Origin of the sequence: Brevibacillus migulae (assembly GCF_004521915.1) — a bacterium.
Taxonomy (GTDB): Bacteria; Bacillota; Bacilli; order Brevibacillales; family Brevibacillaceae; genus Brevibacillus_F; species Brevibacillus_F migulae.
This window is the reverse complement of record NZ_SDKD01000031.1, coordinates 14,714-39,456: the sequence shown is the minus strand read 5'-3', so window position 1 is coordinate 39,456 and position 24,743 is coordinate 14,714. Positions and strand designations below refer to the sequence as shown.

Sequence of the window (24,743 nt, the reverse complement as noted above, 5' to 3'; positions counted from 1 at the left end):
TAGAGAAATAAAAAGGCTGTCGACTTTCTCGACAGCCTGAGCCCACCTGGGTGGGCTGTTAATGAGTGTAGGCTGCGGCATTTTCCTCGGAGACCGCCCGATGAAGCGCACGATTTAATCCGGTCGCAATCACATTGGAGATGCCTTCTATGAAATCATCTATCTCTTTCGGGGTGACGACCAGCTCCTGCCCAAGCGGATTCAACACTTCCCGGATCAATTGGTTCTTTTCTTGCTCAGATAATTGTCCAACCAGGCCCATAAATGTTTTTCTGGTCTCCAAATCCGGCAAATCCTCTTCGCCGTAAGGTTCCTTTCTTTCAGGAACCTGACTGACGGCGAGTCGATTGAACGCGCGGTTGTTTTCTTTGATCGATTGTCCAAAATGCCCCAACAAATAGGTGATGGCATCATTGACGATCGTGGAGGCGAATACGACGGTTGGCACTCCGATGGCGATCACGGGTACCCCCAAAGTCTGTTCATCAATCGCTTTTCGCTTGTTTCCTACTCCTGACCCCGGATGAATGCCGGTATCGGAGATTTGGATCGTGGTATTTACGCGATGCAGCGCACGGGAAGCCAGCGCATCGATGGCGATCACGAGATCCGGCTTGCTTTTTTCCACGACGCCAAACACGATCTCGCTTGTCTCAATCCCCGTAATGCCCAGTACTCCAGGGGAGATGGCACTCACCTCGCGATAGCCCTCCGCTACTGATTCGGGAGCAAGCGAAAACAGATGGCGGGTCACCAATAAATTTTCCACGACCATCGGGCCCAGCGCATCTGGCGTCACATTCCAGTTGCCAAGCCCCACGACCAGCACTTTTTTGTCTTCCGTAATGCCTTTTTTCTGCAGAAATTGAGCAAACTCTATACTGAAGCGCTGCGTTACCTGATCCTCCAGGTCGGTATCGTTTCCACGCAGCTTGGGCACTTCAATCGTCAGGTAGTTTCCGGGCAGCTTGCCGATTTGACGCCCCGCCTCTTCATTTTCTACCGTCAATCTTGTCACCCTGATACCAGGCTCGCGGTCATCGGTTTCCATCTGGATGCCGGGGATGCTGCTGCCAGTCTGCTGCTCGGCAAGTTCTTTCGCTTCCACAGCGAGATCGGTACGGATGGAATAGCCGGATAGATCGAGTTCATGTTGTTCCACGTCGAGCACTCCTTTCGCTTGCGCACTGTACTACTAGCTTGCATAAATGTGGCAATTTTATTCCGAATCCTTTCTTGCAATCGTCCTTTGCCCATGCTAGAATATGTTTTGTTGCATTTGTTTTGAACCGATATGGTTTCTTGTTTTAAGGAGGTGACACACATGCCAAACATTAAATCCGCAATCAAGCGCACCAAGACGATTGAAAAGCGCCGCGCACAACGCGCTTCGCAAAAATCGGATCTGCGCACCGCAGTGAAAAACTTTGAAAAAGCGGTTGCATCTAACAATGTTGAATTAGCGAAGTCTACCCTTTTGGTAGCTGTTAAAAAGCTGGACAAGGCTGCTACAAAAGGTCTTATTCATAAAAATGCTGCTAACCGTCAAAAATCCCGCTTGATGAAAAAGCTGAACGCAGCTACTGCGTAAGCCACAATCAAACGAGAAAACGAAAACCCCAGGAACTTGTTTCCCGGGGTTTTTTATTTTGCCTTTTTATGTTTCCAATCGCGAGGAGGCTGTTTTTTCTCCCCTGTTCGCTTGCTGCAAAAAACCGAAGAGCGAAGCCAGCAATTGCTGAAAGATGATGCCAAAAACGACCGGCAAAGCGACCAAAGGCGGGAAGTAGGTTACAGCCAGCACAGCCCCCGCATTTGTATTGCGCATCCCACAGTTAAACGTGAGCGCAATCTCGGTTTCCTTTCCCCATCTTCCCCATTTGCCGACACCCCAGCCCAGCACATAGCCGACGATCATCAGCAGCAAGACGACCAAACTCAGGTAGATCAGCTTTTGGTCGGGATGATGCAGATAAGGAGCAACCACAGAACTGTTGATCGCCACTACGGCTATGACACCGATTTTGGAAAACGGCGCCAGGCGAGGCGACCAGGATTTTACTTTGCCTTTTGTCCCTTGATTCAGCAGCATGGCAATCACAGACGGCAAACCAATCATGAAGAAGAGCCCTTTCATCATCCCCCATATATCCAGCTCGACCTTGGAGCCGATCAGCGTCGAGAGAATAAATGGCACGAGGAATGGAGATAGCAGTGTGTCCAGCACAATAATGGACAACGTCAAAGGCAGATTTCCTTTATACAGAGAGACCCACAGCATGCTCGTAATGCCAGTAGGAATCGCCGTCGCCAGGACGAGTCCGGTGATCGTTGCCTGATCCAGAGGGTACATGAAATGCCCTACCACCCACGCCAGAAACGGCATCACGAAATGGAGAACCAGCAGCGTTGCCAGTATCGGGAGCGGCCGTGCTAACACACCGCCTACTTCACGCAGATTGCTTCCGAGACTCCCCGCAAAGGTCATGAACGCAAAAATCCAAGGTGACAAGAATGCCAAGGGGCCCAATTGATCGGCAAAAAGGATACCCAGCACAACACTAACCGGTGTAATCACAGGCATCATTTTATCCAGAAAGCGATTCGTGAGTTGTAAGCGATTCATGATTCCACCTCTGTTTCATTCTGTGAAACCGAATTTCATTTTTTGCTTATACTCTGAATTGTAGCATGTCAATGTTTCCTTGGTCGATAGGAATTTATCATTTTCCCGTCGACATAAGAAAAACGAAGCTCAGCCTAAAGCTTGACATAGCCAAGTATTTCTAGAGAAGTCGGAATGCGGAGCAAAAAAAACAACCTCGGCTCTCAAATCCGAGCGAGGTTGTGTCCACAGTCATTTATCGCCTAATGTGGCTGGCTACACGTGTAAAAAAGAGTTCTATGGCCAACCGCTTGTCCACCTGACCGGATTTCATGCGGAAATCTTCTTCGGCCAATTCTCCAAGCAGCGTACGCAATCCTTCTTCGTCAAAATAGCGCGCTTGCTCCATTGCCTTCTTCACCGCATAGGGATGCACCTTGAGCATCCCGGCCAGCTGCTGCTGCGTATAGCCGCGCGGCGCCCATATTTTCACCTGAAGCAGAATGCGAAATTGGCGTGCCAAAAGGGCCAATAATTTGATCGGCTCTTCCCCCATTTTAAACGAGTCATACAAGGTGCGGAAGGCATGCTCCAAACGCCCTGTCACCACGTCTTCCACCAGTGCAAAGACATCATGCTCCAGCGTGCGGGCAGCCAATAGCTCAATCACTTCATCCGTAATCAGGGCTTCGTTTCCACCCAGGTACAACGCCATCTTTTCCAATTCCTTGTCCAAGAGGCGCAAATCACTGCCCGTCCGTTCCACCAGCTTCATGGCCTGCGTGCGTTCGATTTGGGTCTCGTAGCGCTTTGCCCGCCGTTCGATCCAGCCGTACAAATCGGCATCTCGCAACGGGGCAAACGGGATGACGATTGCTTTGTCTTGCAGCGCCTTGACAAGCTTTTTGCGCTCATCCAATTTATCCGCTTCGATGTGGAGCAACAGCGAGGTATATTCGGGCGGATCCTGCAAGTAAGCAATCAGACTGTCGGGATCGCTTTCCACCTTTACCTGTGTTTTCGCACCCGTCAAAAAGTAGGCTTGTCTGGCGATGACGAGTCGATGATCCGCGAGAAACGGGAGTGTCTGGGCATCCTGCAAGATATCCGAAAGCGGCGTCTCCGTACAATCATATTGACTAAAATTGAGATCTGCATACGCTGGGTCAATCATTTCTCTGCGCGCCAGGGAAATAAACTCTTCCGCCAGAAATTGCTCCGTTCCGTACAAGACATACACGGGAGAGAATTGCTTCTGCTTGATTTCTCTAATCGCCGAAGTCAACGGCATCTGCTTTCCCTCCGATTCCAGAAAATAAAACTGTCGTTATTATAGCACAGTTCTTTTTTCAACGAACACCCAGAAAAGCCGTGACGATGATCCGCCACGGCTTTTAAAACGTTCGCACCTTTATGTAAACGCTTAGGGAGAAGCCCCGGGAAACCTCCTCCCTAAACGGTAAGCAGGGGTGCTTGGTACTATACTATACGTCGTATCAATGGCTTTGGTGCTGGTCCATACGTGCATTCATTTTATCTTTTACGAAAGGATTTCCCGATTAATCCTCGTTGGTCGATTTGTTCCCCGCATTGTTCGGTGAAGACGACTTTTCCTCTTTCTTTGCTTCTTTATCCGCTTCTTTTTCTTCCTTCTTGGCTTCTTTTTCTTCTTTCTTTTCACTTACCTTGCCTTTCGCTTCCTCCGAGTTGCCCTTTTCCTGCTGGGATGTCTTTTCAGCGGAAGGAACTGTCTCTATATCTGTGGATGTGGCCCCAGGCATAGAGGATCCCGCTCCTGGAAAAATCGGACCGCGGTCAACCGGCTCTGCTGGAACGGCAGGAACAGCAGGTTTGGTTGCTGGCTTCTGCGTTACAGCGGACTGCTTCTTGACAGGTGCTTTATTCGCCGGTGTCTGTGTTTTGCTTGGTTCTGTCTTTGTTTTCGGTGTTGATTTTGGCGGTGGGGTTACCGTTTGCACCACAGGTTTCACCACGGTTGGGGCAACCTGTTGGGCAGGCGCTTCGGTCTGACTGGAGACTGGATTGACTACAACGGTCCCGCCCGTTTGCGAACCGGTTCCCGGCTTATCCAACCCAGCATCCTTCATCAGGAAGAACAAGCCAAATAAGAGACACGCAGCGGCGACTCCGCTTCCCACTTTGCTAAACCATGCTGGCAAGCGTCTGAACTTGGCAGCCTCTTGCTCCTGCGGTTTCTTCCACTCAAGCGTCGGCAGCTCTTCCCGTTCAAGTTTGGCCATGACAGGTACAGGCTTCTTGAATTTCTTTTCCTTTTCCAATTCGGGCAGAATCGAGTCGACCAGACTGAATGCCGGTGTCACCGGGGGCAAATCTGCCAGCTGGCGCGATACTTTTTGCATGCGATTATACATGAGCTGCAAATCGGGATTTTTCGCCAAAATCACGCGCAGCGACTCTTTTTCTTCCATGGTCAAATCACCGTCAAGATCACGCTGCAGCAGCTCCATCTCCATTTCTTTGAACATTACCCTATCCCCCCTTTCTGATAATCATGTAGTAACTCCTGCAATTGCTGCCTCGCGCGGAACAAATACGATTTCACCGTATTGAGCGGAAGTTCCAGCGAATCGGCAATTTCCTGATACGATAAGTCCTGAATATAGCGGAGGACCACCACTAAGCGATACTGTTCGGGCAGCTTGGCTATCGCGTCTTGGATGTCGCTTGCCAGACTGCTGGCAAGAATCTCTCCTTCAACGTCTTGTTTATCTATTAATGTCAATTCGTGCTCCTCGATCGACACTGTTTCCTTTTTCGCCCTGAATTTATCCATGCATACATTGCTGACAATGCGCTGCACCCAGGTCGAAAATTTCGCCTTCTCTTGGTAGGTATCAATTTTACGATAAATGCGAATCAGCGCTTCCTGCGAGGCATCCATAGCATCCTGCTCGTTCCCCAAAATATAGTAAGCACTGCGGTAAACAGAGTTTTCGATCATGCGGAGCAGCTCGACAAGCGCATCGTGGTCTCCAGCCTGCGCGCTCCTTACCAGCTCTGCTTCACGCATTTTTTCCTCTCCCCTCTACAGACGCTACCCCTTTTTAAAAGGTTGCAACCGTTCCGGCACCAACAGCTGTGTCTTTAGAATCATTTTATTGGGACTTATATGTAAGAGTATCGCTCCATGCTGATCGGTCCGGTAAACGTGCACGTCTGATAATCTTTGCAACACCTCTTCTGCGGGGTGCCCGTAGCGATTATTCTCCCCGACGGAAATGACTGCCACCTGTGGTTTGATCGTCTGAATGAAATGTTCAGTGGTTGAAGTGTTGCTTCCATGGTGGGCTACTTTCAATATATCGACGGTTGGCAGCCCTTTTTGTAACAGCATATTTTCCCCATTCTGTTCCAAATCACCTGTAAACAAGATCTTTTTTCCATAAGCCGTTAAAAGCAGAACGACAGAAGCATCGTTGCCTGCTAAGCCGTCTTCTCTATTCGGATGAAGCCACGTCCATTGCACGCCAGGCGCATCCTCCCAATGATCACCCGGTTTTCCGCTAAGAATCGGTACGTGTCTCCTTTGCAATTCATGCACAATATCAGCTTGGACTCCCTCTGGCGCATCGTGATTGACGATGGCAGCTCCAAAGGAAAAATAAGGAATAATGGCCGGGATGCCTCCCACATGATCTGCGTCTCCGTGTGTCATGATCAGGCGATCGATATGTTCGATCCCACGAGACCGCAAATACGGGAGCAATGTATCCTTCCCGACTTCATAGGGGTCTCGCCGCTTGCGCCATGCTTCTTGCCCGGAAAAGCGCAGGGTGCCACCCCCATCTATCAAGTATACCGTTTTTTTCCCAATCTCGACAATGATAGAGTCACCTTGGCCGACGTCCAAAAAGGTAATCGTTACCTCATCATTTCCTCGATAAGGTTGTCTGGCCATGCCGAGAAGCAAGAGCAGACAAAGAAAATAGACGCCCAAATCGCGCAGACGGTGATATCCGATTTTCCATAAATAGGAGAATAAAAGCAGGAAAACGCCATACAAGAACAGCCACCACCAATCGGGATGCGACCAATGGCGAAAAGGAGGCTGCCAATGATCCAGCCTGACAAAAGCCTTGTGAATCCACAATAAGAAGTACTCATTTATACGCACAGCCAGCGAAGCAAGTGCAGGATGAATGGACCCGAGCGCCAAAGCAGCATACCCAAGCGGCAAGACTACGAGGGAGAGAAGCGGAACAGCTAGCAAATTAATCAGGAGGGAAAGAGGATTGGATAGATGAAACCAATACACCACGAAAGGAAAGGAAACAAGCTGGGAGACAATGGCCACAGCAACTGCGGAGCGCAGCCACCTTGCTCGCGGATACGGCAGCATCAAGAAGAGCGGGACCAAGTCAATCAATCCCAACGTCACGATAAAAGACAATTGAAACCCGATCTGCCATAGTTGATAGGGATCATACACCAGCATGACAATGAGCGCAAGCGCCCAGATGTCTCGCGCATGCATCCGCTCTCTCTTCAGCTGTGACCAAAGTCCGACAGCCCCCATGATCCCAGCCCGCATGGCCGATGCGCTTGCTCCCACCCACAGGACATAAGCGCCTATCAACCCGATGGTGATCAGGACACCCGCGCGTCTGCTTACACCCAGTTTTTCGACCAGCCATAAAAACGCAATGCTGACGATCGTGACATGAAGTCCGGAAATCGCGAGCACATGCAGCGTTCCCAAATTGGCATAGACGTCTTGCAGCTCTGGCGTAACCTCCTGCTGTAACCCCAATAACAAAGACTTCATATAACCGGCCGTCTCCTTGTTCGGATACAGCTCATCCAGCTTTTCCGAAGAAGAGAGCTGTGCTTGCCGAAAAAAAGCTTGCCATCCACGCTCGCCCACTTCTACCCGAATCGCTGGAAAACTCGCCTTTCCGGTGACATAAATGCCCTGCCAGCGTAAATAGCTGGCATAGTCAAACGCATGGGGATTGCGCGCTGTCTCAGGAAGAGAAAGGGCGATGACTCCCGACAAGCGGTCCCCTTCCTGCCAGTTCTCCACCCTCTTGATTTGGGACTCCTCTGTCAAGGTAACGCGCATCGCGATCCGTTCTGTTTTTGGTGAGAGCCAGTGCTTAACGGCTCCTGTTTGATGAGGAGCTGGAATGGACAGTTCAAATCTCACTTGATCGCCATCCCGCTTTGGAGGCGAAGCAATCGTCCCTGTTGCAGTGATGTCCCTATTGAAGGCAGCATCCTGATACAAAAACGAATGATGAGCCGCATCATAGACAAAAAAGTAGATCGCGGCCAAAAAGAAAAAAACTGTCGGAATCAAACAATGCCTTCTCCAATGCTTTGGCAGCCACCAGCAGAGAGAAAATATCCCCACGCCGATTAGCGGAAAAACAAAGACTGGCAGGTATGCAGCCAGATAACAGCCCGCCGCCATCGCCATGCTCGTCGAAAACAAATGAATCCCCTTCATGGATCACCATTCCCTCTTCTTCATACACTTGTAGCCATTGTATGGAAGCCGGAGCAGACAAAAAAAGCCTGGACATTCGTCCAAGCCAGGATATCGTCTTCACCGCTTGTTCAATTTGTGAATGAAGGAAAGAAGCAGAAACGAAATGATGATCATCGCGATGACCCAGTAGGTGGCCGATCGCATATCGCCGGATTCCACCGCGAGGTATATGGCCGTCGGAATGTTTTCGGTCTTGCCTGGGATATTGCCCGCAAACATGAGCGTCGCCCCGAACTCCCCCATCGCTCTGGCAAAGCCAAACATGAAGGCGGATAACAAAAATCGCCAGGAAAGCGGCAGTGTCACATGCCAAAATACTTGCGCCTCTCCTGCCCCCATCGTGCGAGCGATCTCTTCCAATTCTTTGTCTACGGATTCAAATCCAGTCTTGATCGTCTGATAGACCAAAGGAAAGGAAACAACAACCCCGGCAATGACCGCAGCCCACCATGTAAATACGATCGGCTGGCCGAACAGCCATTCGATCCCTTTGCCCAACCAGCTGTTGCGGCCAAACAGCACAAGCAACCCGAAGCCAACTACCGTGGGAGGCAGAACCAGCGGAGAAAGGAGAATGGTCTCCACAATCAGTCTGCCTTTTCGCGGTTTGCGGGCCATGTACCAGGCAGCGCATACACCCAGAATAAAAACAAAAATACTGGCCACCGTAGCAATTTTCAGGGAGATGTAGATGGGTGTCCAAAATTGTTCATGGTCGATCATGGTTGGTCAGGAGCCGCGAATCCGTACTTGGCAAACACATGCCCCGCTCCCTCTCCCAGCAGCCAGGGAGTTTCCATCTCGGTCGCTCCTGCCGAGAAAAACAGATCGGCGGGTACTCCTTGCTCGATTGGCTGCTGCAAAGTGCCGGACGAACCGTATGTAGTCACGAGAGAAATTCCTTCGTGCGTGCTTTTATAGAGCGGCTTTCCTTCTTTGAATGCATCCGAGGGACTGGCTGCTGCCAATATGTATAATTCTATGTTTTCCTGTTGCCCAGAGGTTGCATGATTCTGCGCTCCCTGTCCAGCCTCTTGGCTACTGCCGCAGGTTGTCAAGGAAAATGCCTGCAATCCACTAAGAATGGATTGCGGGAAACGATGATTCCTTTTCATGCACATTCATTCCTTTTTATTGATCTCACTCGATTCTACTCTTTCTCATTTGATAGAACAATAGTAGAAGGGGCTGCACGGTTCCCGAAGCCCTGCCGAAGGAGTTTGTTGCCGAACGATTGCTTGCACATATTTCAGGAAACGTGGATACAAATAAAGAGGAGGCTTCCCGTCCTAATAGCGGAACAGGTATGATTTGGCACATCGCTGTGCAGACTGGGAGCAACATCAGATAAGCATCCTTCCAAGCTGGTTGGGTACTTTGAAAGATTGCACGGATATTCGATACATGTTAGATTTAGCTATAGTGATTTTCTAAGCCCTGCGAGAGGAAGCGTATCATTTTATGTGTGGAATCGTATCCCTTTACAATAAACGTCAACAACCTGTCATGCCTGAAACGATTCAGGCTCTGACCAATGTGATCCTGCACCGTGGACCGGATGATGACGGGTTTCATGTAGATGAACATATTGCACTCGGCTTTCGACGATTGAGCATTATCGACGTGGAAGGCGGACATCAGCCGCTTTTTAATGAAACGAAAGAGCTGTGGATTATCGGAAACGGCGAAATCTACAATTATAAAGAGCTGCAAAGCTGGCTCAAGGAAAAAGGCCACGTCTTTCATACGGATTCGGACATCGAAACGATCCTCCACCTGTATGAGGAAGTCGGCTTTGATGCCCCGAAGCATCTGCGCGGGATGTTTGGCTTTACGATCTGGGACGGTCGCCGCAAGCTCTTGTTCGGCGCTCGCGATCATTTCGGCATCAAGCCGCTTTACTATACGGAAACGCCTGATTCCATCGCCGTCGGCAGCGAAATCAAAAGTCTGCTGGAGCTGCCGGGCGTACCTCGGGAAGTGAACGAGACTGGCTTTTATCACTATCTCACTTTCCAATATGTACCTGATCCACAAACGATGTATAAAGGAATCTATCGCGTTCCGCCTGCCCACTTCTTCATTATCGAGGATGACCGCATCCGTCTCGAAAAATACTGGAACGTTGAATTCAAACCGGATGAGAGCAAGCCGTTCTCCCATTTTGTAGAAGGTACTCGTGCGATCATGCTGGAATCGGTGGATAAGCATCGTGTCAGTGAAGTGCCTCGCGGTGCCTTCCTGTCCAGCGGCGTGGATTCCAGCAGTATCGTGGCCATGCTGCGGACGTTTGAGCCGGTCAAAACCTTCTCGGTAGGCTCGGACATCCCGGGATACAGTGAATTGGATTATGCGCGCCGTACCGCCAAGTTTCTCGGCACCGAGCACCACGAGCTGGTGGTCAACGCGCAAAACTATATGGATGAATTGCCAAGACTCATTTGGCATCAGGACGAACCCGTAGCGGACCCATCAGCGATCCTGCTCTACTTCGTCGCTCAATTGGCCAGCCAGCACGTGACCGTCGTCTTGTCCGGGGAAGGTGCGGATGAGTTTTTTGGCGGATATAACATTTATCGCGAGCCTCACTCCCTGCGCATGTTTTCCCATATGCCAAGCTGGATGAAAAGCTCGATGCGCAGCATTGCGGAAAAGCTGCCTGACAACGTAAAGGGCAAGAACTTTTTGATTCGTGGCTCCAAATCCGTCGAAGAACGATTCTTTGGAAACGCGCTAATCTTCTCCGAGGACATGAAGGAACGCGTGGTGATGGAGGATATCCTGCGCTCAAGCACCTACCAATCGCCATTTGCCATTACCGAAGAAATTTATCGCCATGCCAGTGCCTATGACGACGTGACCAAAATGCAGTATTTGGATATCCATACCTGGCTGCGCGGGAACATCCTGATGAAGGCGGACAAGATGACCATGGCGAACTCGCTCGAGCTGCGCGTGCCGTTCATCGATCCAAAAGTATTTGAGTTTGCAGCCACCATTCCGACCAAATACAAGATCGCCAACGGTACCACCAAGCATGTGCTGCGTGAAGCGATGCAGGATTTCCTGCCGGCAGAGATCAAGACCAGACCGAAGCTCGGATTCCCAGTCCCTACTCGCCATTGGCTGAAAAATGAATTTTACCAATGGGCGAAAGAGATCATCTTTGAAGCGAAGGTCGACCATCTGATCAACAAAGCATATGTCCTGTACATGCTGGATGAGCATCGCGAAGGTCATGCCGATTACAGCCGAAAAATCTGGACGATCCTGATCTTCATGCTGTGGCATCAAATCTTCATCGAGCAAAAAATATCGTTTGGCCCTTATGTGAGCCCTACCGTAGAATCCCGTCGAAAAAAAACTGATCTGCAGCATATTGGGTAATAACCGTGAAAGAGGCAAAAGTCTAGTGAAGACTTCTGCCTCTTTTTTCTTTGCAATGCCCCTCTATCTTTTTTTACAGTCAGACTTAGATACGGTAGAGGAGGAATACATATGCTCTATGAGTTGTGGGAGAAATATAAGCGCTTCCTGGTGGCAGGCGCTATTCTGCTGTTTCTGTCTCTCAGCTATTTGCTCTATCAATTCGATTCGTTTGAGCAGGCCCCGATGCCGCTCGGGACCCCCGCCTATGCGGCGGACGCCTCCCCCCAAGTGGAACCACAAAAGACAGAATCACAAAAATCCGCTGAGCAGACAACAGAGCAAGCACCTGTCTTGTATGCGGAAATTAAAGGGCAGGTAAGGAACCCGGGCATGTATGAAATCTTGGCCAATGAACGCGTCGCCCATCTGATTGCCAAAGCAGGCGGGCTGCTCCCGGAAGCAGATGGACAGCGTGTGAATCTCGCCCAACGTGTGGAGGACGGGCTTTCCCTCTATGTGCCAGCCAAGGGAGAAAAGCTGGCTTCCGCTACCCCATGCAATCCTTCTCAAGCATCATTACCCGATTCAACGGTTCCGCCGGCAGGACATTCAGCAGCAGGTGGTGCCGTAAACATCAATACCGCAACAATGGCAGAGCTGCAATCTTTGCCGGGCATCGGCGCTACCCGGGCGGAAGCAATTTTGGCATATCGGCAAAAAAACGGCCCCTTTTCCAAGCCGGAGGATCTCAAAAAAGTGACGGGGATCGGGGATAAAACCTTTCTTCAACTGAAGGAGAAAATTCGGGTAAAATGATGAACTTCGTCATGATCCCTCCCTCCCCCTCATACAATTTCATCAATAGAGAGGATGGAGGGATTATTCATGCGCATCGGGTTTGTCGGCACCGGCAGCATGGGGCGTGTATTGATTGAGGCGTTCATTGCGTCAAAGGCCGCTCACCCCACTCAAATCATCGCCTCGAATCGGACACCTGCAAAAGTGGAAGAGCTGGCGCACAAGCACACTGGCTTAATCGTCGCACAAGACAATCAGGAGGTGGCGCGAAACGCCGACATCCTGTTTTTATGTGTGAAGCCTTTTGAATACAAACAAGCACTTGGCCAATTTGCTCATGAGCTGACGGCAGAGCATTGCTTGGTGACCATCACCAGTCCCGTTACATTGGCTGAATTGGAGGAGCTGGTTCCCTGCCAGGTCATCCGCGCGGTGCCTAGCATCACAAATGCTGCTCTGCGCGGGATCACACTGGTGGAATATGGCACGACTGCTACACCGGAGGCCCGCGAGGTCGTGCTTTCCCTTTTGGCCAAGATCAGCCGTCCGATCGAAGTGGAAGAAAAGTTTTTGCGCATTGCCTCAGACATCAGCAGCTGCGGTCCCGCTTTCCTCAGCTATATTCTTCAGCAAATGATCCAAGCGGCAGAGGAAGAAATCGGCTTATCCAAAGAGACCGCGACATTTCTCACTACTCAGATGGTCATCGGCTTTGCCGGTTTACTGGAGCAGGAGCTTTTTACCCTTCCCACCCTGCAGGAAAAGGTATGCGTACCTGGGGGAATTACTGGAGAAGGCTTAATTGCGCTGCAAAAAGGCATCCCTGGGGTTTTCAATGAAGTGTTTCAACGTACGCATGCCAAATTTGCAGAGGACCTGCATGAAGTCAGTAAGCATTTGCTTGGATGAAAAATAGAACCGCACAGTCCCCCGTGCGGTTCTTCTTTCTTATCCTACGACGATATTCACAAGCTTGCCAGGAACCGCGATCACTTTGCGGATCGTTTTTCCTTCGATCAAGCCAGCCGTTTTTTCATGGTTGACTACGTGTGCTTCCAGCTCTTCTTTCGATAAGCCATTCGGTACAACCAGCTTGTCGCGCACTTTGCCGTTAATCTGGATGGCAATCTCCACCTCATCCAAGACGAGCGCTTGCGGATCATACGCCGGCCATGTTTGCTCATGTACACTGTCTTTGTTGCCAATCAGCTGCCACAGCTCCTCCGCGATATGCGGTACAATCGGAGCCAAGAGCACGATCAAGGTTCTCAACGCGTACACCAGCGTGCCCCGATCCGCTGTTTCCGGATAGGTGTAGAGCTTGTTGACCAGCTCCATGATGGTACTGATCGCGGTATTGAACGCATAGCGCTCACCGATGTCTTCGCTCACTTTTTTGATCGCATAATGGGTCATGCGGTACAGATCTTTCGCTGCCTCGTCGGCTGTATCCGGCGCTGCGGCGTTTCCTTCAAACAGCCCTGCATGGCCATCCACCAAGCGCCATACGCGGTGCAGGAAGCGATAGCTGCCCTCTACCCCTGTATCGGTCCAGTCCAGATCACGCTCAGGCGGTGCCGCAAACAAGATGAAGAGACGTCCGGTATCTGCACCGTATTTTTCAATAATCTCGTCAGGGCTTACTACATTGCCTTTGGATTTGGACATTTTCGCCCCTTCCTTTAACACCATTCCTTGCGTCAGCAGACTGCGGAAAGGCTCGTCGTACTTCACCATGCCGATATCGTACAGCACTTTGGTGAAGAAACGGGAATAGAGCAAGTGCAGGATCGCATGTTCAATCCCGCCGATATATTCGTCTACCTGCATCCATTTATCCGCGTTTTCCTTGGAGAAAGGCAGCTCGGTATTGTTTGGATCTGTATAACGCAGATAGTACCAGGATGAATCGATAAAGGTATCCATCGTGTCTGTTTCACGGCGTGCATGACCGCCGCATGTCGGGCAAGCCGTATTCACATAGCTTTCCGAGGACGTGAGCGGATTGCGCTTGCCGTCGATGACTACATCCTCTGGAAGCAGCACAGGCAGCTGCTCGTATGGTACCGGCACCACGCCGCAGGAATCGCAATAAATCATTGGAATCGGCGCACCCCAATAGCGTTGGCGGGAAATCAGCCAATCGCGCAGACGGTAAGAGACCGTTCCGCCGCCTTTGCCTTGTTCTTCCAAAAACTTGCTGATCGCTTTGATCGCGTCACGATTCGGCATGCCATCGAAATCGCCGGAGTTGATCAACGTGCCGTCTTCCGTGAAGGCTTCCTCTACGCCAACTTCTTCAGCCAGCATTTCCGGATCCAATGGATTGATAACCACTTTGATCGGCAAATCGTATTTTTTGGCAAACTCAAAGTCACGTTCATCGTGCGCAGGTACGCCCATTACGGCACCTGTGCCGTAATCGAGCAGCACGTAATTGGCTACCCAGATCGGCACCTGTTCCCCTGTCAGCGGATGCTTCGCGTAGGCTCCTGTAAAGTGCCCCACTTTTTCCGCATCCGTAGCGGTACGTGCAATTTCGCTTTCCTTCTTGATTTCATCGACAAATGCCCGCACTTGCGCTTCTTGCGGTTTGCCTTCAATCAATTTGGCTACCAAAGGATGCTCCGGTGCCAAGACCATGTAGCTGACACCGTACAGCGTATCCGGACGGGTAGTAAATACGGTGATGGCTTCATCCTGCAGCTCCGGCACCGTGAAGGTCACATGTGCGCCTTCGCTTTTGCCGATCCAGTTGCGCTGCATGGTTCTTACTTTCTCCGGCCAATGCGGCAACTTGTCGAGATCATTCAACAAACGCTCCGCATAGTCGGTAATTTTCAGGAACCATTGCTCCAGATCTTTTTTCGTGACCTCCGAATCGCAGCGCCAGCAGAGTCCGTTGATCACCTGCTCGTTCGCCAATACGGTGGAGCATTCCGGGCACCAGTTTACAAAGGCACGCTTCCGGTATGCCAAGCCATGCTCGTAAAACTTCAGGAAGAGCCATTGCGTCCATTTATAATAATCCGGCGAGCAAGTCGCCACTTCACGGTACCAGTCGATGCTGACACCCAGACGGTTTTGTTGTTCCTTCATGAAATCGATGTTTTCGTAGGTCCATTTGGCTGGCTGTGCACCAAATTTCACAGCTGCGTTCTCAGCAGGCAAGCCAAAGGCATCCCAGCCCATCGGATGCAGGACCTGATAGCCGCTCATCCGTTTAAAGCGGGCGATGATGTCCCCGATCGAATATACGCGCATGTGTCCCATGTGCAGACGTCCAGACGGATAAGGAAACTGCTCCAAGCAATAAAACTTGGGTTTGTCGGTTGCCTCTACAGTCTTATGCGCTTGATTTTCCTGCCATTTCTTTTGCCATTTGACTTCGATCTCAGCAGGTACGTATTGCCTTGCCATGACGATTTCCTCCTTAAACAGTTCCGATAAATAGGCGAAAAATAAGAAAACTCCCGCCACTAACACGCATGTGTCAGGGACGAGAGGATATTCCCGCGGTACCACCCAGATTAGTAAAGCCGACAGACAATGCCTGTGCGCTTTACTCGCTTTTGTTTCCGTAACGTGGAAATGACGCCAGCCCTACTTTTGATGGTTCGAGCCTGGAGCTTCGAGGCGAGTTCGAAAATGATTTCGGGTTGACTTGCACCATCCGCCAACTCTCTAAGCCGAAAGCCCTTTTCTACTACTCCTCATCATCGCGATTCCATATTTTCCATTAGTATACGCCGATTATAGTCATATCGAAACCCCAATGTCAATCCTTTGGCTTTTTCGCCGTGAAAAATAGGCGCTCGCTCTCTGAATGCGGCGGCTGATCGCGAAAATCAGCGGTCAGCGTGATCTGTTCAAATCCAGCAGCACGCAGCCAATTCATCATCTGCAGAGGTTGGTACGCCCGTTGGAAATGGCTTTCCTCGACTCGCTCGTACAAGCCGTTTGGCTGGCGCAAAAAGAAGGTGAGCTGATGCTCCACTTCATAGCGCAGCGGATCGGTAAAGCAATCCCAGATATAGGCGACGTCTTCCTCCTGCAGCGTGAAGGTGTTATCTGCAAAAAAATGAACGATTTTATAAGGGCTATGTACATCAAACAAAAAGGTCCCACCCGGCTGCAGATGGGCGAATACCTTTTGAAAGGTCATCTGGACGTCAGTCTCGTCTGTCAAATAACTGAGCGAATCACACAAGGAAATCACCGAATCGACAGGAGCCAACTCCAGCTCGCGCATGTCCTGCTCAATCCATGTGACGTCAGCATGCGCTGCCCGCATTTTTTCATAAGCAATGGCCAGCATTTCTGCAGACAAGTCAACCCCTGTCACCCGATACCCTTGCTTGCTCAGCGGAATGGCGATACTGCCCGTGCCACATCCCAGATCCAGAACGGTTTGGGGCTTGCCATGCTTTTCCCACACTTCGTTCACCCAGCTGAGCCATTGATCATAGGGGGTATCAGCCATCAAGCGATCATATATAGCGGCCAAATGTGAATACGACATGCTTTTCTCCTATGCGTCAAACGACACTCTCGGGGCATCTCCCCAAAGTCTTTCGATGTTATAAAACTCACGTTCCTCACGATGGAACACATGCACCACCACGTCACCTAAGTCAACCAGTACCCATCTGCCTTCATCCAGGCCCTCAACTCCGCGTACGTTGTATCCATTTTTATGCGCTTGTTCCTGGATTTCTTTGACGATTGCCTGCACTTGGCGCTCGTTATTGCCATGGCAAATGACAAAATACTCCGCAATCACGGAGAGATTCTGGATATCCAGCGTGATCAGATTCTCCGCTTTTTTCTCCTCAGCCGCGTGCACAACCAGCCGCGCCAAATCTTGTGTTACTTGTATCATCCGTTTCCTCCCTTTCGTACCAAATCATTATAGGCGAGCAGCGTCAGCGGATAAACCGGCTTGCCTCGCTCAATCAAGTGAGTGATCGTCCCGCCCAAGGCAAAGGCCAACGCGTGGTCCAGATCATGCTTGGATCGCTCGCGAATCTCCTCTACCCCGGGAAAGGATCGGTTCGGTTCTATATAGTCTGCCACACAAATCACTTTTTCTAACAGGGTCATCTCTTTGCGACCAGTCGTATGATAGCGGACCGCATTCAGGATCGCCGGATCGGTCACACCCAATTCCTGCTGGATGACAATCGCTCCGGCAAAAGCGTGCCAAAGCTCCTTGTCGCCTTCGATCAATTCCTGCGGCAAATCATGACGGACCAATACCTCCCGCATTTTCTCCACCGGCCAGCATTTACAATAATCATGTAAAAGCGCGGCCAACTCTGCTTGCTCAGGATCGGCACCGTAACGCTGGGCCAGCTCGATAGCCGACGCCGCGACTCCCAGCGTGTGATCATATCTTTTTTGATTCATTTGGGCACGGATTTGGGCAAGCAGCCTTTCCCGATCATCCAAAAGATTCATACAATCGATGCTCCTTTATATAGCGTTCGACCGCGTCAGGCACCAGATACCTGATGCTGATTCCCGCCCGCACTCTTTGTCTGATCATCGTGGAAGAGATATCAATGGCAGGCATTTCCACAAAAGTGACATAAGATGAAACAGCTTCCTGATTATATTGGGCACCCGATCTGGCCAGCCCGATAAAATGGACTATCGTTCGCAGCTCCTCGAAGCGATGCCATTTGGGCAGCATTTCCACCATGTCACCACCGATAATGAACAAAAATTCATCATGCGGAAACATCTGCCGAATCGCTCTCATCGTATCAACCGTATAGGATGGACCTTCGCGGTGAAGCTCCATATCCGAAACACGGAAGTACGGATGATCGGCTGCTGCCAGCTCAGTCATGCGCAACCGGTGCTGCTCATCTGCTATATCTGTTCGTGTCTTATGCGGCGGAATTTTTGTCGGCATCAACCAGACTTCATCCAGTTTCATCTGGTCACGTGCCTGTTCGGCCGCGATCAAATGACCAGAATGGATGGGATCAAACGTCCCGCCCAACAGACCGATCCGTTTGCCTTTTCTCATCATGACGCACTACGGCAGCTCGATCGTTTTGTGTTCTTTCGATTCTTTATACAATACGACGGTATGGCCGATGAGTTGCACCAGTTCGGCCCCTGCACCTTCGGAAAGGGCTGCCGCCACATCGTGTTTGTCATCGTCATTGTTTTGCAGAATGGAAACCTTGATCAATTCCCGGACTTCCAGCGCTTCCTTGATCTGTTTGATCATATTTTCATTCACGCCGCCTTTTCCCACCTGAAAAATCGGAGTCAGATGATGGGCGAGTGCGCGCAAATGGCGTTTTTGTTTTCCTGTCAGCATTCCTTTTACGTCCCTCCATGTTGCAATTGTCTCAAAACTGTTTCACGCATCAGCTCCGTAGGGGCTGATCTTCCCGTCCATAGTTCAAAGGCAAGTGCTCCTTGATTAATAAACATGCCTACGCCTGAATGAGTCTTGGCGCCTAGCGCTTTTGCTGTTTGCAGCAGTTTGGTTTCCAATGGGTTATAAATCAAATCGCTTACGACCAGATCGGGTCGAAGCCATTCGGCAGCGACCGGCATTTCCTCCACATGTGGATACATGCCGATCGAAGTGGTGTTAATCAATAGCGATGCGTCAGAAATAGCTTCCCCCGCCTGCTGCGGGTCGATCACGGATGTGGAAACGCTGGACGAGAGCAGCTCTGCCAGCATCTGCGCTTTCTCACGCGAACGATTTACGATCCGGATTTCTTTTACCCCATGCTCGGCCAAGGTGCACGCAACCGCACGTGCTGCGCCGCCCGCTCCGATCATGACTACCACCTGATTCGTTAAACGGATGTTGGTCTCCTCCAGCAAGGAGCGGACATACCCGTTCCCATCCGTATTGTACCCGATCAACCGGCCGTTTTCATTGACGACCGTATTCACCGCTCCAATCCGTTTGGCAAGCGGATCGATTTCATCCAGCAGGGGGACGATTGCCACTTTATGCGGAATCGTCACATTTACCCCGCGCAATGAAAGTGCCCGAATTCCCTTGACCGCTTCGCCCAAGGCATCGGGGGCTACATCAAAAGCAGCATAAGCAAACGGCAGATGAATGGCTGCAAACGCTGCATTATGCATGACTGGTGATTGTGAATGGTGGACCGGATGCCCAAACAGTCCAACCAGTTGTGTCTTGCTCGTGATCATCGCTATCTCACTCTCCCGGGGAAAGCTTTGCTGAAACGTCATCTCAGATTGTTGGAGTGTTGCTGTAAAAGCCCCTTCTACCAGAAGGGGCCGTACAAACGTGTACAACTGGCTAGATTAATGCTTTTCGCACACCGATCGCTACGCCTTTTGGTACATGGATATCCACAACCGCCGGCAGCTTGCCTTGAAGGGTGACCCAGCCAAGTCCTGAGATCACGATATCAGTTGGTCCTTTTGCTTCTATTTTTACTGTATGCTTGGTAAACGCCGGAAGTTGCTTCGCCGATTCACCCGTAGGCGGTGCCAGCAGCTCTCCATGATGCTTGGCGAAGATCTCATCCGCCTGATCCAGCTTGGTCCGGTGGATATATAGATTGTTGGCAATGTAGACCGTAAAAGATTGACGCTCGCCGCGAACAAAATCGATTCGGGCCAACCCTGCCAAAAACAACGTCTGCTGATCATTCAGCTGATACACCTTCGGATTGATGCGCGCGGTAGGCGAAAGCTTGCGCAAATCCTGCGCCGTCACCATATGGCCGATCTGATCCCGATTGATAATGCCGGGGGTGTCATAAAGCAGACGTCCGTCTTCCAGCGGAATTTCGATCTTGTCCAACGTGGTCCCTGGAAACGGTGAGGTGGTAATCTCCATATCTGCCGCTCCATAATCATGAAGGATCCGATTGATCAAGGTGGATTTGCCTACATTCGTTACACCTACGATATGTACGTCCTTACCCTTGCGCAATTGCCCGATGCGAGCAAGCAGCTCGTCAATGCCAATCCCTTTGGCTGCGCTGACCAAAACGACATCCTCCGGCTTCAAGCCGCGCTCTTTTGCTTCGTGCTGAATCCAGTTTCGCACGCGATTCAGGTTGATATTTTTCGGGAGAAGGTCGACTTTGTTTCCGACCAGCAGAATCGGATTTTTCCCGACAAAGCGAGGCAAGCCGCGCAGCCACGAACCTTGGAAGTCAAACAGGTCAACCACCATGACGACGAGCGTGTCAGCAGCGCCGATCCCATTTAAAATCCGCAGAAAATCGTCATCGTCCATCGACACTGGGGCTACTTCGTTATAATGCTTGATCCGATAGCAGCGTTGGCAGATGACGGTGTCTCTGTCCAATGCGGATCTCGGGGTATAACCGGGCTTCGCCTGATCGTCGGTCTGGATTTCAATCCCGCAACCTGCGCAATGAATCGCTTCTTCTGTCATTAAGTCTTGTTCTTCCATGAAATCATTCCTTTCCGCCGCATCCAGTAAAGGGCCATCCGTTCCAATTGCCGATTAAATCGGGTTAGGATCCCGTCCGTCGACGCCACTGGCACAACCAAAATCGTATGGAATCCAAGCAGATTCCCGCCTAATATATCCGTAAACAGCTGGTCGCCAACAACCACTGTTTGTTCAATCGACACATTCATTTCTTTGACTGCTCGTCGAAATGCTTGTCCCAACGGCTTGCGTGCGGCCCAGATAAAACGAACGCCTAGTGGTTCACAAAAGTGCTGCACACGGCCTTCATTATTATTGGACACAACGGTTACTTGAATGCCTGCTCGACGCAGTTGGATGATCCAATTCTCCACCTCAGGAGTCGCTTCAGGCCGATGCCATTCGACCAAGGTGTTGTCCAGGTCAGTGATGACGGCGCAAATGTTACGCTGCTTCAGCTCTTCCAGACTGATATGATGGATGGATTCAACAAACTGACTGGGCATGAGCTTTTCCAGCAACACAGCTAGCACCTCCCTATATCGGCACTAACTATACCATATTCAGCCACTTCCATGCAAAAAGAAAAAAGGGAGCGACCGCAGCCGGCCCTCCCAGGTCATGCGCCTTTGATTCTAGCTTACATTAGCAATAGAAATGTTTTCTCTTCTTATGATGCGGTTTTTTCTTTTTAAATACGAACGAAACCACAACGGCTACTTTTTCGAATTTTTTCTTGTTGTGATGCTTAGGGGTACCGAATCCGTACATATTGCATTCCCCCCTTTCGTATCAGTATGCTGCATTATATGCATGTCCAGAAAAAGAAGCCACGACGGTTGACCGACGCCATTCACACATCTTTTTCCTTCACTTTGACAGATTGACCGCTGTGGTTTAGGTTAACGACTAAAAGGAGGGACTGGTGTGGAACGTTTACAAAGACAAATTGACTTTCTCCTCGAAATCGACAAGCTCAAGCAAGTGTATCGCCAGACCTTGATCAGCGACGGCTCCAGACAAGAAAATGACGCCGAACACACGTGGCATCTTGCCATGCTGGCGATCACTCTGGCGGAATATGCCAATGATCCGGAATTGGACGTATTGCGAGTCATCAAGATGCTCTTGGTTCATGATTTGGTGGAAATCGATGCCGGGGACACCTATGCCTACGATGAACTAGGCCATCTGGACAAGGAGGAGAGGGAACAAAAAGCAGCGGCCCGCATTTTCCCCATCCTTCCAGAGGATCAGGCTGAAGAGCTGTACAGCTTATGGATGGAATTTGAGCAGCGCCAGACCCCGGAAGCACGATTTGCCAGTGCTTGTGATCGGCTGCAGCCGCTTCTGCTGAACTACCATACGGAAGGCTTGCTGTGGAAAAAAAGAGGCATCACCAGTGAACAGGTCTTAAAACGGAATCAACCCATCGCGGGCGGAGCCGAGCCTTTGTGGGACTATGTGCGCAAGCTGGTGGAAAGTGCCGTAGCAAAAGGGTACCTTGCCCCGTAGCAAAAGGTCAGTCATCCTTCAGTTTTGTTGCTCTTTTTGCATCAGACGTCTGACATGCTCTCTTGGCGACCAACATTGAAACTGCCAGTCCGGCTTTGTCTCATAGCCGAGACGGGAGCAGCGGTACACCACACCCTGCTCCCCTTTTTCTACACGAAAATGCTCACAAGAGGCACAGCAATGGTAACGTTTTTCCTCCTTCATCTGCTTTCCCCCTCCCGCAGCAGCGAGTATATCGAGAGCTGCTCATAGCGCTCTGTCATATCCGTATCACTGATAAAATTTGAAAACCCTACGCCGACCAAACGAACGCCCTGCGGATACTCAAACGAATCCAGCAAATTATCCAGCAGTTCTTGCCAATTGCTGCCGTCACTGACTTTCCGCTGCTTGGACCGCTGGGTGAAATCGGCATACTTAATCTTCACCGTCATTGTTTGCGGATGGACTCCCTCCTGCTCCACATCCTGCCATACTTCTTCCAGAAGCTCATGGGCCGCTATCCCGAGCTGTTCCCTTTCGTGGATATCATGCGGAAAGGTCGTCTCTCTGCTCAGTGACTTGATGGGTCGATCCATCACGATTTCCCGCCCATCGACTCCCCTGGCCCTATGATAAAGTACAGCACCCATTTTTCCGAACAGCTGGATGGCTTCCTCCAGCGATAACGACCAGAAATCCTCAATGGTATGGATCCCTTTACGCGCGAGGAGCTCCTGTGACTTTTTTCCGACACCGTGGAGCGAACCGATTGAAAGGGGGCGAAGAATCTCCAGTGCCTCTTCCGGGCGAATAATGACAAAGGCATCCGGTTTTTTCAGATCGCTTCCGATCTTGGCCAGAGACATATTATAGGAAAGACCGATGCTGCAGGTAAGCCCCGTCTCTGCCTTGATCCGCCGCTTGATCTCCCGGGCGATCGGAACGGCATTATCGTAATGGGACAAATCGAGATAGGCCTCGTCCAAGCCGACGGTTTCCCACAGGTCGGAATAGCTGCGATAGATTTGGGCGATCTCAACTGACTTTTCCCGATACCGATCGTAGCGGACAGGCAAAAAGATTGCCTGCGGGCATTTTTTTCTGGCCAATGCGGACGGCATCGCAGAACGAATCCCATAGGCTCTCGCTTCATAGCTGCATGTAGCAACGACACCGCGATTTCCCACTCCGCCTACGACAACCGGCTTCCCCCGCAATTCCGGCCGGTCCAATTGTTCTACACTTGCAAAAAATGCATCCACATCAAGGTGCAAAAACTTTTTCACCTTGTTCACCCCAAACGTATATTCGCATTCATTATCTCAATTTCCTCATACAGTTGCAAGCCAGGCTTGTCCTGACGTTTAAAACTTGACGCACGGCTACCTTCCCTCCAATCGAAGCCGCAGTCCCTCGATAGCCTCGTCAAGCGTCATGCCGCCGTTCTCCTCAAGAAAATCAGCCATTTTTTGTGCGGAAGTCTGATCTTTCTTTTTAATCTGTCCTTCCAAGGTAATCGCGACTGTTCCTTCACGATCAACCAATATGCTTTGAAATTTCAATTGATCTGCCAACAAGAGGGCCATAATGATAAATTCTGCGCTATCTTCTGCTACATTCGCTTTCTTTTTCTGTCCGTTTTTTCCGTTCCCGTTTTTCTTAGTGCCGCCCATCATGACCTCCCTCCCTAAGTTATGGTATGAAAATTGCGGAAACCTCGTGAGCCCATGAAAAAGAGCCATCTCCTGCCAAGGCAGGAAGGATGGCTCTTCTTTGCATCACGGTCATTCACTTTTTTGACTGGCCTGCACGAATGCTGCCGCCAGTTTCAACATGGAGTCATCATGCATCCACATCCGCTCAGGATGCCACTGCACACCGATGAACAATCCGTTTTCGCTCTCAATCGCTTCGATGACCCCATCGTCGCTTCGAGCTGTCACCCGGAATCCAGGCGCAGCATCCTTTACCGACTGATGATGGGACGAATTGACCAGCAATTCGTTTTTCCCGATCGCCTCTGCGACAAATCCCGGTTCCAAACGGATCGTATGCGCGCCATACTGTCTGGATCCGCGCTGCGCATGCTGGTAGGCGCCTGCAATCTGACTGGGGATGTCCTGATACAGTGTTCCTCCCAACGCGACATTCAGGATCTGCATGCCACGGCATATTCCCAGAATCGGTTTCTTCCGCTCGACAGACAGCTGAATCAATTTGATTTCAGCCAGATCCCGCTCGTAGACGACCTCCCCCAGTCCGGGCAAGGGCTGCTCTCCGTACAAGTGAGGCGCTGGATCTTCACCGCCCGTCAGGATGACGCCATCCAGCCTTTCTACCATGTCCGCATAGGGCGCTTCCTCGCTTGACAGTAAAGGCAAAAGATAGGGAATCCCTCCGCTCCGCGCTATGCCTTCCGCATAGGCATGACTGACGTAAAAGAACTGATCGAGATGGTTTCCCGAGAAAAACATCTTGGAACAAGCGATGCCAATGACCGGACGCATTCCCTCACTCCT

Annotated in this window: 26 protein-coding genes and 1 other annotated feature; of the genes, 5 read left to right on the top strand and 21 right to left on the bottom strand. The window is 50.7% G+C overall.

Features of this window, described 5'->3' with window-relative positions:
* Window positions 1-58: 58 nt before the first annotated feature.
* Window positions 59-1,162 (bottom strand): GPR endopeptidase, encoded by a 1,104-nt coding sequence (gene gpr / locus EIZ37_RS23475; protein WP_134687194.1) that lies wholly within the window; start codon window positions 1,160-1,162, stop codon window positions 59-61.
* Window positions 1,163-1,324: 162 nt separating this feature from the next.
* Between gpr and rpsT the strand changes: the two genes are divergently transcribed.
* On the top strand, window positions 1,325-1,591 hold the full coding sequence (rpsT, locus tag EIZ37_RS23470; protein WP_134687193.1) for a 30S ribosomal protein S20: 267 nt from the start codon (window positions 1,325-1,327) through the stop codon (window positions 1,589-1,591).
* A gap of 66 nt (window positions 1,592-1,657) precedes the next feature.
* On the opposite strand, the gene EIZ37_RS23465 is transcribed toward rpsT, so the two are convergent.
* The 7 genes from EIZ37_RS23465 to EIZ37_RS23435 form a co-directional block, all read right to left on the bottom strand.
* The gene (locus tag EIZ37_RS23465) at window positions 1,658-2,626 is read right to left on the bottom strand and encodes a bile acid:sodium symporter family protein (RefSeq protein WP_134687192.1); all 969 of its coding nucleotides are present in this window, start codon (window positions 2,624-2,626) and stop codon (window positions 1,658-1,660) included.
* Window positions 2,627-2,861: 235 nt separating this feature from the next.
* Window positions 2,862-3,896, bottom strand: coding sequence for a DNA polymerase III subunit delta (holA, locus tag EIZ37_RS23460; protein ID WP_134687191.1), 1,035 nt, complete (start codon window positions 3,894-3,896; stop codon window positions 2,862-2,864).
* 268 nt (window positions 3,897-4,164) lie between these two features.
* The gene (locus EIZ37_RS23455) at window positions 4,165-5,112 is read right to left on the bottom strand and encodes a hypothetical protein (RefSeq protein ID WP_134687190.1); all 948 of its coding nucleotides are present in this window, start codon (window positions 5,110-5,112) and stop codon (window positions 4,165-4,167) included.
* Window positions 5,112-5,657, bottom strand: coding sequence for an RNA polymerase sigma factor (locus tag EIZ37_RS23450; RefSeq protein ID WP_134687189.1), 546 nt, complete (start codon window positions 5,655-5,657; stop codon window positions 5,112-5,114). Before EIZ37_RS23450 ends, EIZ37_RS23455 begins: the two co-directional genes overlap by 1 nt.
* A 24-nt stretch (window positions 5,658-5,681) precedes the next feature.
* Window positions 5,682-8,096, bottom strand: coding sequence for a DNA internalization-related competence protein ComEC/Rec2 (locus EIZ37_RS23445; RefSeq protein WP_134687188.1), 2,415 nt, complete (start codon window positions 8,094-8,096; stop codon window positions 5,682-5,684).
* 99 nt (window positions 8,097-8,195) lie between these two features.
* Window positions 8,196-8,861 carry a molybdate ABC transporter permease subunit gene (gene modB / locus EIZ37_RS23440; protein WP_134687187.1) on the bottom strand — a complete coding sequence of 222 codons (666 nt, stop codon included), beginning with the start codon at window positions 8,859-8,861 and terminating at the stop codon, window positions 8,196-8,198.
* Window positions 8,858-9,253: a substrate-binding domain-containing protein gene (locus EIZ37_RS23435; protein ID WP_134687186.1), complete on the bottom strand. Its 396-nt coding sequence runs from the start codon at window positions 9,251-9,253 to the stop codon at window positions 8,858-8,860. The genes modB and EIZ37_RS23435 overlap by 4 nt, the downstream gene beginning before the upstream one ends.
* Before the next feature lie 346 nt (window positions 9,254-9,599).
* On the opposite strand from EIZ37_RS23435, the gene asnB reads away from it, so the two are divergent.
* From asnB to comER, 3 genes are all read left to right on the top strand, one after another.
* Window positions 9,600-11,525, top strand: a complete 1,926-nt coding sequence (gene asnB, locus EIZ37_RS23430) for an asparagine synthase (glutamine-hydrolyzing) (RefSeq protein ID WP_134687185.1) — start codon at window positions 9,600-9,602, stop codon at window positions 11,523-11,525.
* Window positions 11,526-11,636: 111 nt separating this feature from the next.
* Entirely contained in the window at window positions 11,637-12,323 is a 687-nt protein-coding gene (locus tag EIZ37_RS23425) for a helix-hairpin-helix domain-containing protein (protein WP_134687184.1), read from the top strand.
* A gap of 69 nt (window positions 12,324-12,392) precedes the next feature.
* Window positions 12,393-13,214, top strand: a complete 822-nt coding sequence (comER, locus tag EIZ37_RS23420; RefSeq protein ID WP_134687183.1) for a late competence protein ComER — start codon at window positions 12,393-12,395, stop codon at window positions 13,212-13,214.
* A 39-nt stretch (window positions 13,215-13,253) separates the two neighbouring features.
* Here the strand turns inward: comER and leuS are convergent, their stop codons facing one another.
* From leuS to EIZ37_RS23375, 9 genes are all read right to left on the bottom strand, one after another.
* The gene (gene leuS, locus EIZ37_RS23415; protein ID WP_134687182.1) at window positions 13,254-15,725 is read right to left on the bottom strand and encodes a leucine--tRNA ligase; all 2,472 of its coding nucleotides are present in this window, start codon (window positions 15,723-15,725) and stop codon (window positions 13,254-13,256) included.
* A gap of 72 nt (window positions 15,726-15,797) precedes the next feature.
* Window positions 15,798-16,034: a binding site (T-box leader), on the bottom strand.
* A 49-nt stretch (window positions 16,035-16,083) separates the two neighbouring features.
* Window positions 16,084-16,827, bottom strand: a complete 744-nt coding sequence (locus tag EIZ37_RS23410) for a class I SAM-dependent DNA methyltransferase (protein WP_134687181.1) — start codon at window positions 16,825-16,827, stop codon at window positions 16,084-16,086.
* 9 nt (window positions 16,828-16,836) lie between these two features.
* Window positions 16,837-17,187 carry a ribosome silencing factor gene (rsfS, locus tag EIZ37_RS23405; RefSeq protein WP_134687180.1) on the bottom strand — a complete coding sequence of 117 codons (351 nt, stop codon included), beginning with the start codon at window positions 17,185-17,187 and terminating at the stop codon, window positions 16,837-16,839.
* Window positions 17,184-17,765, bottom strand: a complete 582-nt coding sequence (gene yqeK / locus EIZ37_RS23400) for a bis(5'-nucleosyl)-tetraphosphatase (symmetrical) YqeK (protein ID WP_134687179.1) — start codon at window positions 17,763-17,765, stop codon at window positions 17,184-17,186. The genes rsfS and yqeK overlap by 4 nt, the downstream gene beginning before the upstream one ends.
* Window positions 17,749-18,345, bottom strand: a complete 597-nt coding sequence (locus EIZ37_RS23395; protein WP_134687178.1) for a nicotinate-nucleotide adenylyltransferase — start codon at window positions 18,343-18,345, stop codon at window positions 17,749-17,751. Before EIZ37_RS23395 ends, yqeK begins: the two co-directional genes overlap by 17 nt.
* A 6-nt stretch (window positions 18,346-18,351) precedes the next feature.
* Window positions 18,352-18,642, bottom strand: coding sequence for a ribosome assembly RNA-binding protein YhbY (yhbY, locus tag EIZ37_RS23390; protein WP_134687177.1), 291 nt, complete (start codon window positions 18,640-18,642; stop codon window positions 18,352-18,354).
* 5 nt (window positions 18,643-18,647) lie between these two features.
* Complete coding sequence (locus EIZ37_RS23385) at window positions 18,648-19,502, bottom strand: shikimate dehydrogenase (RefSeq protein WP_134687176.1); 855 nt, start codon at window positions 19,500-19,502, stop codon at window positions 18,648-18,650.
* Between the two features lie 112 nt (window positions 19,503-19,614).
* On the bottom strand, window positions 19,615-20,745 hold the full coding sequence (gene yqeH / locus EIZ37_RS23380; protein ID WP_407921167.1) for a ribosome biogenesis GTPase YqeH: 1,131 nt from the start codon (window positions 20,743-20,745) through the stop codon (window positions 19,615-19,617).
* Complete coding sequence (locus EIZ37_RS23375; RefSeq protein ID WP_134687175.1) at window positions 20,727-21,251, bottom strand: YqeG family HAD IIIA-type phosphatase; 525 nt, start codon at window positions 21,249-21,251, stop codon at window positions 20,727-20,729. The genes yqeH and EIZ37_RS23375 overlap by 19 nt, the downstream gene beginning before the upstream one ends.
* Window positions 21,252-21,654: 403 nt before the next feature.
* Here EIZ37_RS23375 and EIZ37_RS23370 point away from each other — a divergent pair, with 403 nt between their 5' ends.
* Window positions 21,655-22,242 carry an HD domain-containing protein gene (locus EIZ37_RS23370; RefSeq protein WP_134687174.1) on the top strand — a complete coding sequence of 196 codons (588 nt, stop codon included), beginning with the start codon at window positions 21,655-21,657 and terminating at the stop codon, window positions 22,240-22,242.
* Between the two features lie 18 nt (window positions 22,243-22,260).
* Here the strand turns inward: EIZ37_RS23370 and EIZ37_RS23365 are convergent, their stop codons facing one another.
* From EIZ37_RS23365 to EIZ37_RS23350, 4 genes are all read right to left on the bottom strand, one after another.
* On the bottom strand, window positions 22,261-22,446 hold the full coding sequence (locus tag EIZ37_RS23365; protein WP_134687173.1) for a hypothetical protein: 186 nt from the start codon (window positions 22,444-22,446) through the stop codon (window positions 22,261-22,263).
* A complete protein-coding gene (locus EIZ37_RS23360) occupies window positions 22,443-23,510 on the bottom strand; it encodes a DNA polymerase IV (RefSeq protein WP_134687172.1) in 1,068 nt (355 codons plus the stop codon). Before EIZ37_RS23360 ends, EIZ37_RS23365 begins: the two co-directional genes overlap by 4 nt.
* A gap of 96 nt (window positions 23,511-23,606) precedes the next feature.
* Complete coding sequence (locus EIZ37_RS23355) at window positions 23,607-23,900, bottom strand: hypothetical protein (RefSeq protein WP_134687171.1); 294 nt, start codon at window positions 23,898-23,900, stop codon at window positions 23,607-23,609.
* A 108-nt stretch (window positions 23,901-24,008) separates the two neighbouring features.
* Window positions 24,009-24,731: a gamma-glutamyl-gamma-aminobutyrate hydrolase family protein gene (locus tag EIZ37_RS23350; RefSeq protein ID WP_134687170.1), complete on the bottom strand. Its 723-nt coding sequence runs from the start codon at window positions 24,729-24,731 to the stop codon at window positions 24,009-24,011.
* Window positions 24,732-24,743: the final 12 nt, after the last annotated feature.

Coding starts and splice junctions, on each gene's coding strand:
- rpsT (WP_134687193.1), top strand. CDS start 1,325: ATGCCAAACATTAAATCCGCAATCAAGCGCACCAAGACGATTGAAAAG.
- EIZ37_RS23465 (WP_134687192.1), bottom strand. CDS start 2,626: ATGAATCGCTTACAACTCACGAATCGCTTTCTGGATAAAATGATGCCT.
- holA (WP_134687191.1), bottom strand. CDS start 3,896: ATGCCGTTGACTTCGGCGATTAGAGAAATCAAGCAGAAGCAATTCTCT.
- EIZ37_RS23455 (WP_134687190.1), bottom strand. CDS start 5,112: ATGTTCAAAGAAATGGAGATGGAGCTGCTGCAGCGTGATCTTGACGGT.
- EIZ37_RS23450 (WP_134687189.1), bottom strand. CDS start 5,657: ATGCGTGAAGCAGAGCTGGTAAGGAGCGCGCAGGCTGGAGACCACGAT.
- EIZ37_RS23445 (WP_134687188.1), bottom strand. CDS start 8,096: ATGAAGGGGATTCATTTGTTTTCGACGAGCATGGCGATGGCGGCGGGC.
- modB (WP_134687187.1), bottom strand. CDS start 8,861: ATGATCGACCATGAACAATTTTGGACACCCATCTACATCTCCCTGAAA.
- EIZ37_RS23435 (WP_134687186.1), bottom strand. CDS start 9,253: ATGAAAAGGAATCATCGTTTCCCGCAATCCATTCTTAGTGGATTGCAG.
- asnB (WP_134687185.1), top strand. CDS start 9,600: ATGTGTGGAATCGTATCCCTTTACAATAAACGTCAACAACCTGTCATG.
- EIZ37_RS23425 (WP_134687184.1), top strand. CDS start 11,637: ATGCTCTATGAGTTGTGGGAGAAATATAAGCGCTTCCTGGTGGCAGGC.
- comER (WP_134687183.1), top strand. CDS start 12,393: ATGCGCATCGGGTTTGTCGGCACCGGCAGCATGGGGCGTGTATTGATT.
- leuS (WP_134687182.1), bottom strand. CDS start 15,725: ATGGCAAGGCAATACGTACCTGCTGAGATCGAAGTCAAATGGCAAAAG.
- EIZ37_RS23410 (WP_134687181.1), bottom strand. CDS start 16,827: ATGTCGTATTCACATTTGGCCGCTATATATGATCGCTTGATGGCTGAT.
- rsfS (WP_134687180.1), bottom strand. CDS start 17,187: ATGATACAAGTAACACAAGATTTGGCGCGGCTGGTTGTGCACGCGGCT.
- yqeK (WP_134687179.1), bottom strand. CDS start 17,765: ATGAATCTTTTGGATGATCGGGAAAGGCTGCTTGCCCAAATCCGTGCC.
- EIZ37_RS23395 (WP_134687178.1), bottom strand. CDS start 18,345: ATGATGAGAAAAGGCAAACGGATCGGTCTGTTGGGCGGGACGTTTGAT.
- yhbY (WP_134687177.1), bottom strand. CDS start 18,642: ATGCTGACAGGAAAACAAAAACGCCATTTGCGCGCACTCGCCCATCAT.
- EIZ37_RS23385 (WP_134687176.1), bottom strand. CDS start 19,502: ATGATCACGAGCAAGACACAACTGGTTGGACTGTTTGGGCATCCGGTC.
- yqeH (WP_407921167.1), bottom strand. CDS start 20,745: ATGGAAGAACAAGACTTAATGACAGAAGAAGCGATTCATTGCGCAGGT.
- EIZ37_RS23365 (WP_134687173.1), bottom strand. CDS start 22,446: ATGAAGGAGGAAAAACGTTACCATTGCTGTGCCTCTTGTGAGCATTTT.
- EIZ37_RS23355 (WP_134687171.1), bottom strand. CDS start 23,900: ATGATGGGCGGCACTAAGAAAAACGGGAACGGAAAAAACGGACAGAAA.
- EIZ37_RS23350 (WP_134687170.1), bottom strand. CDS start 24,731: ATGCGTCCGGTCATTGGCATCGCTTGTTCCAAGATGTTTTTCTCGGGA.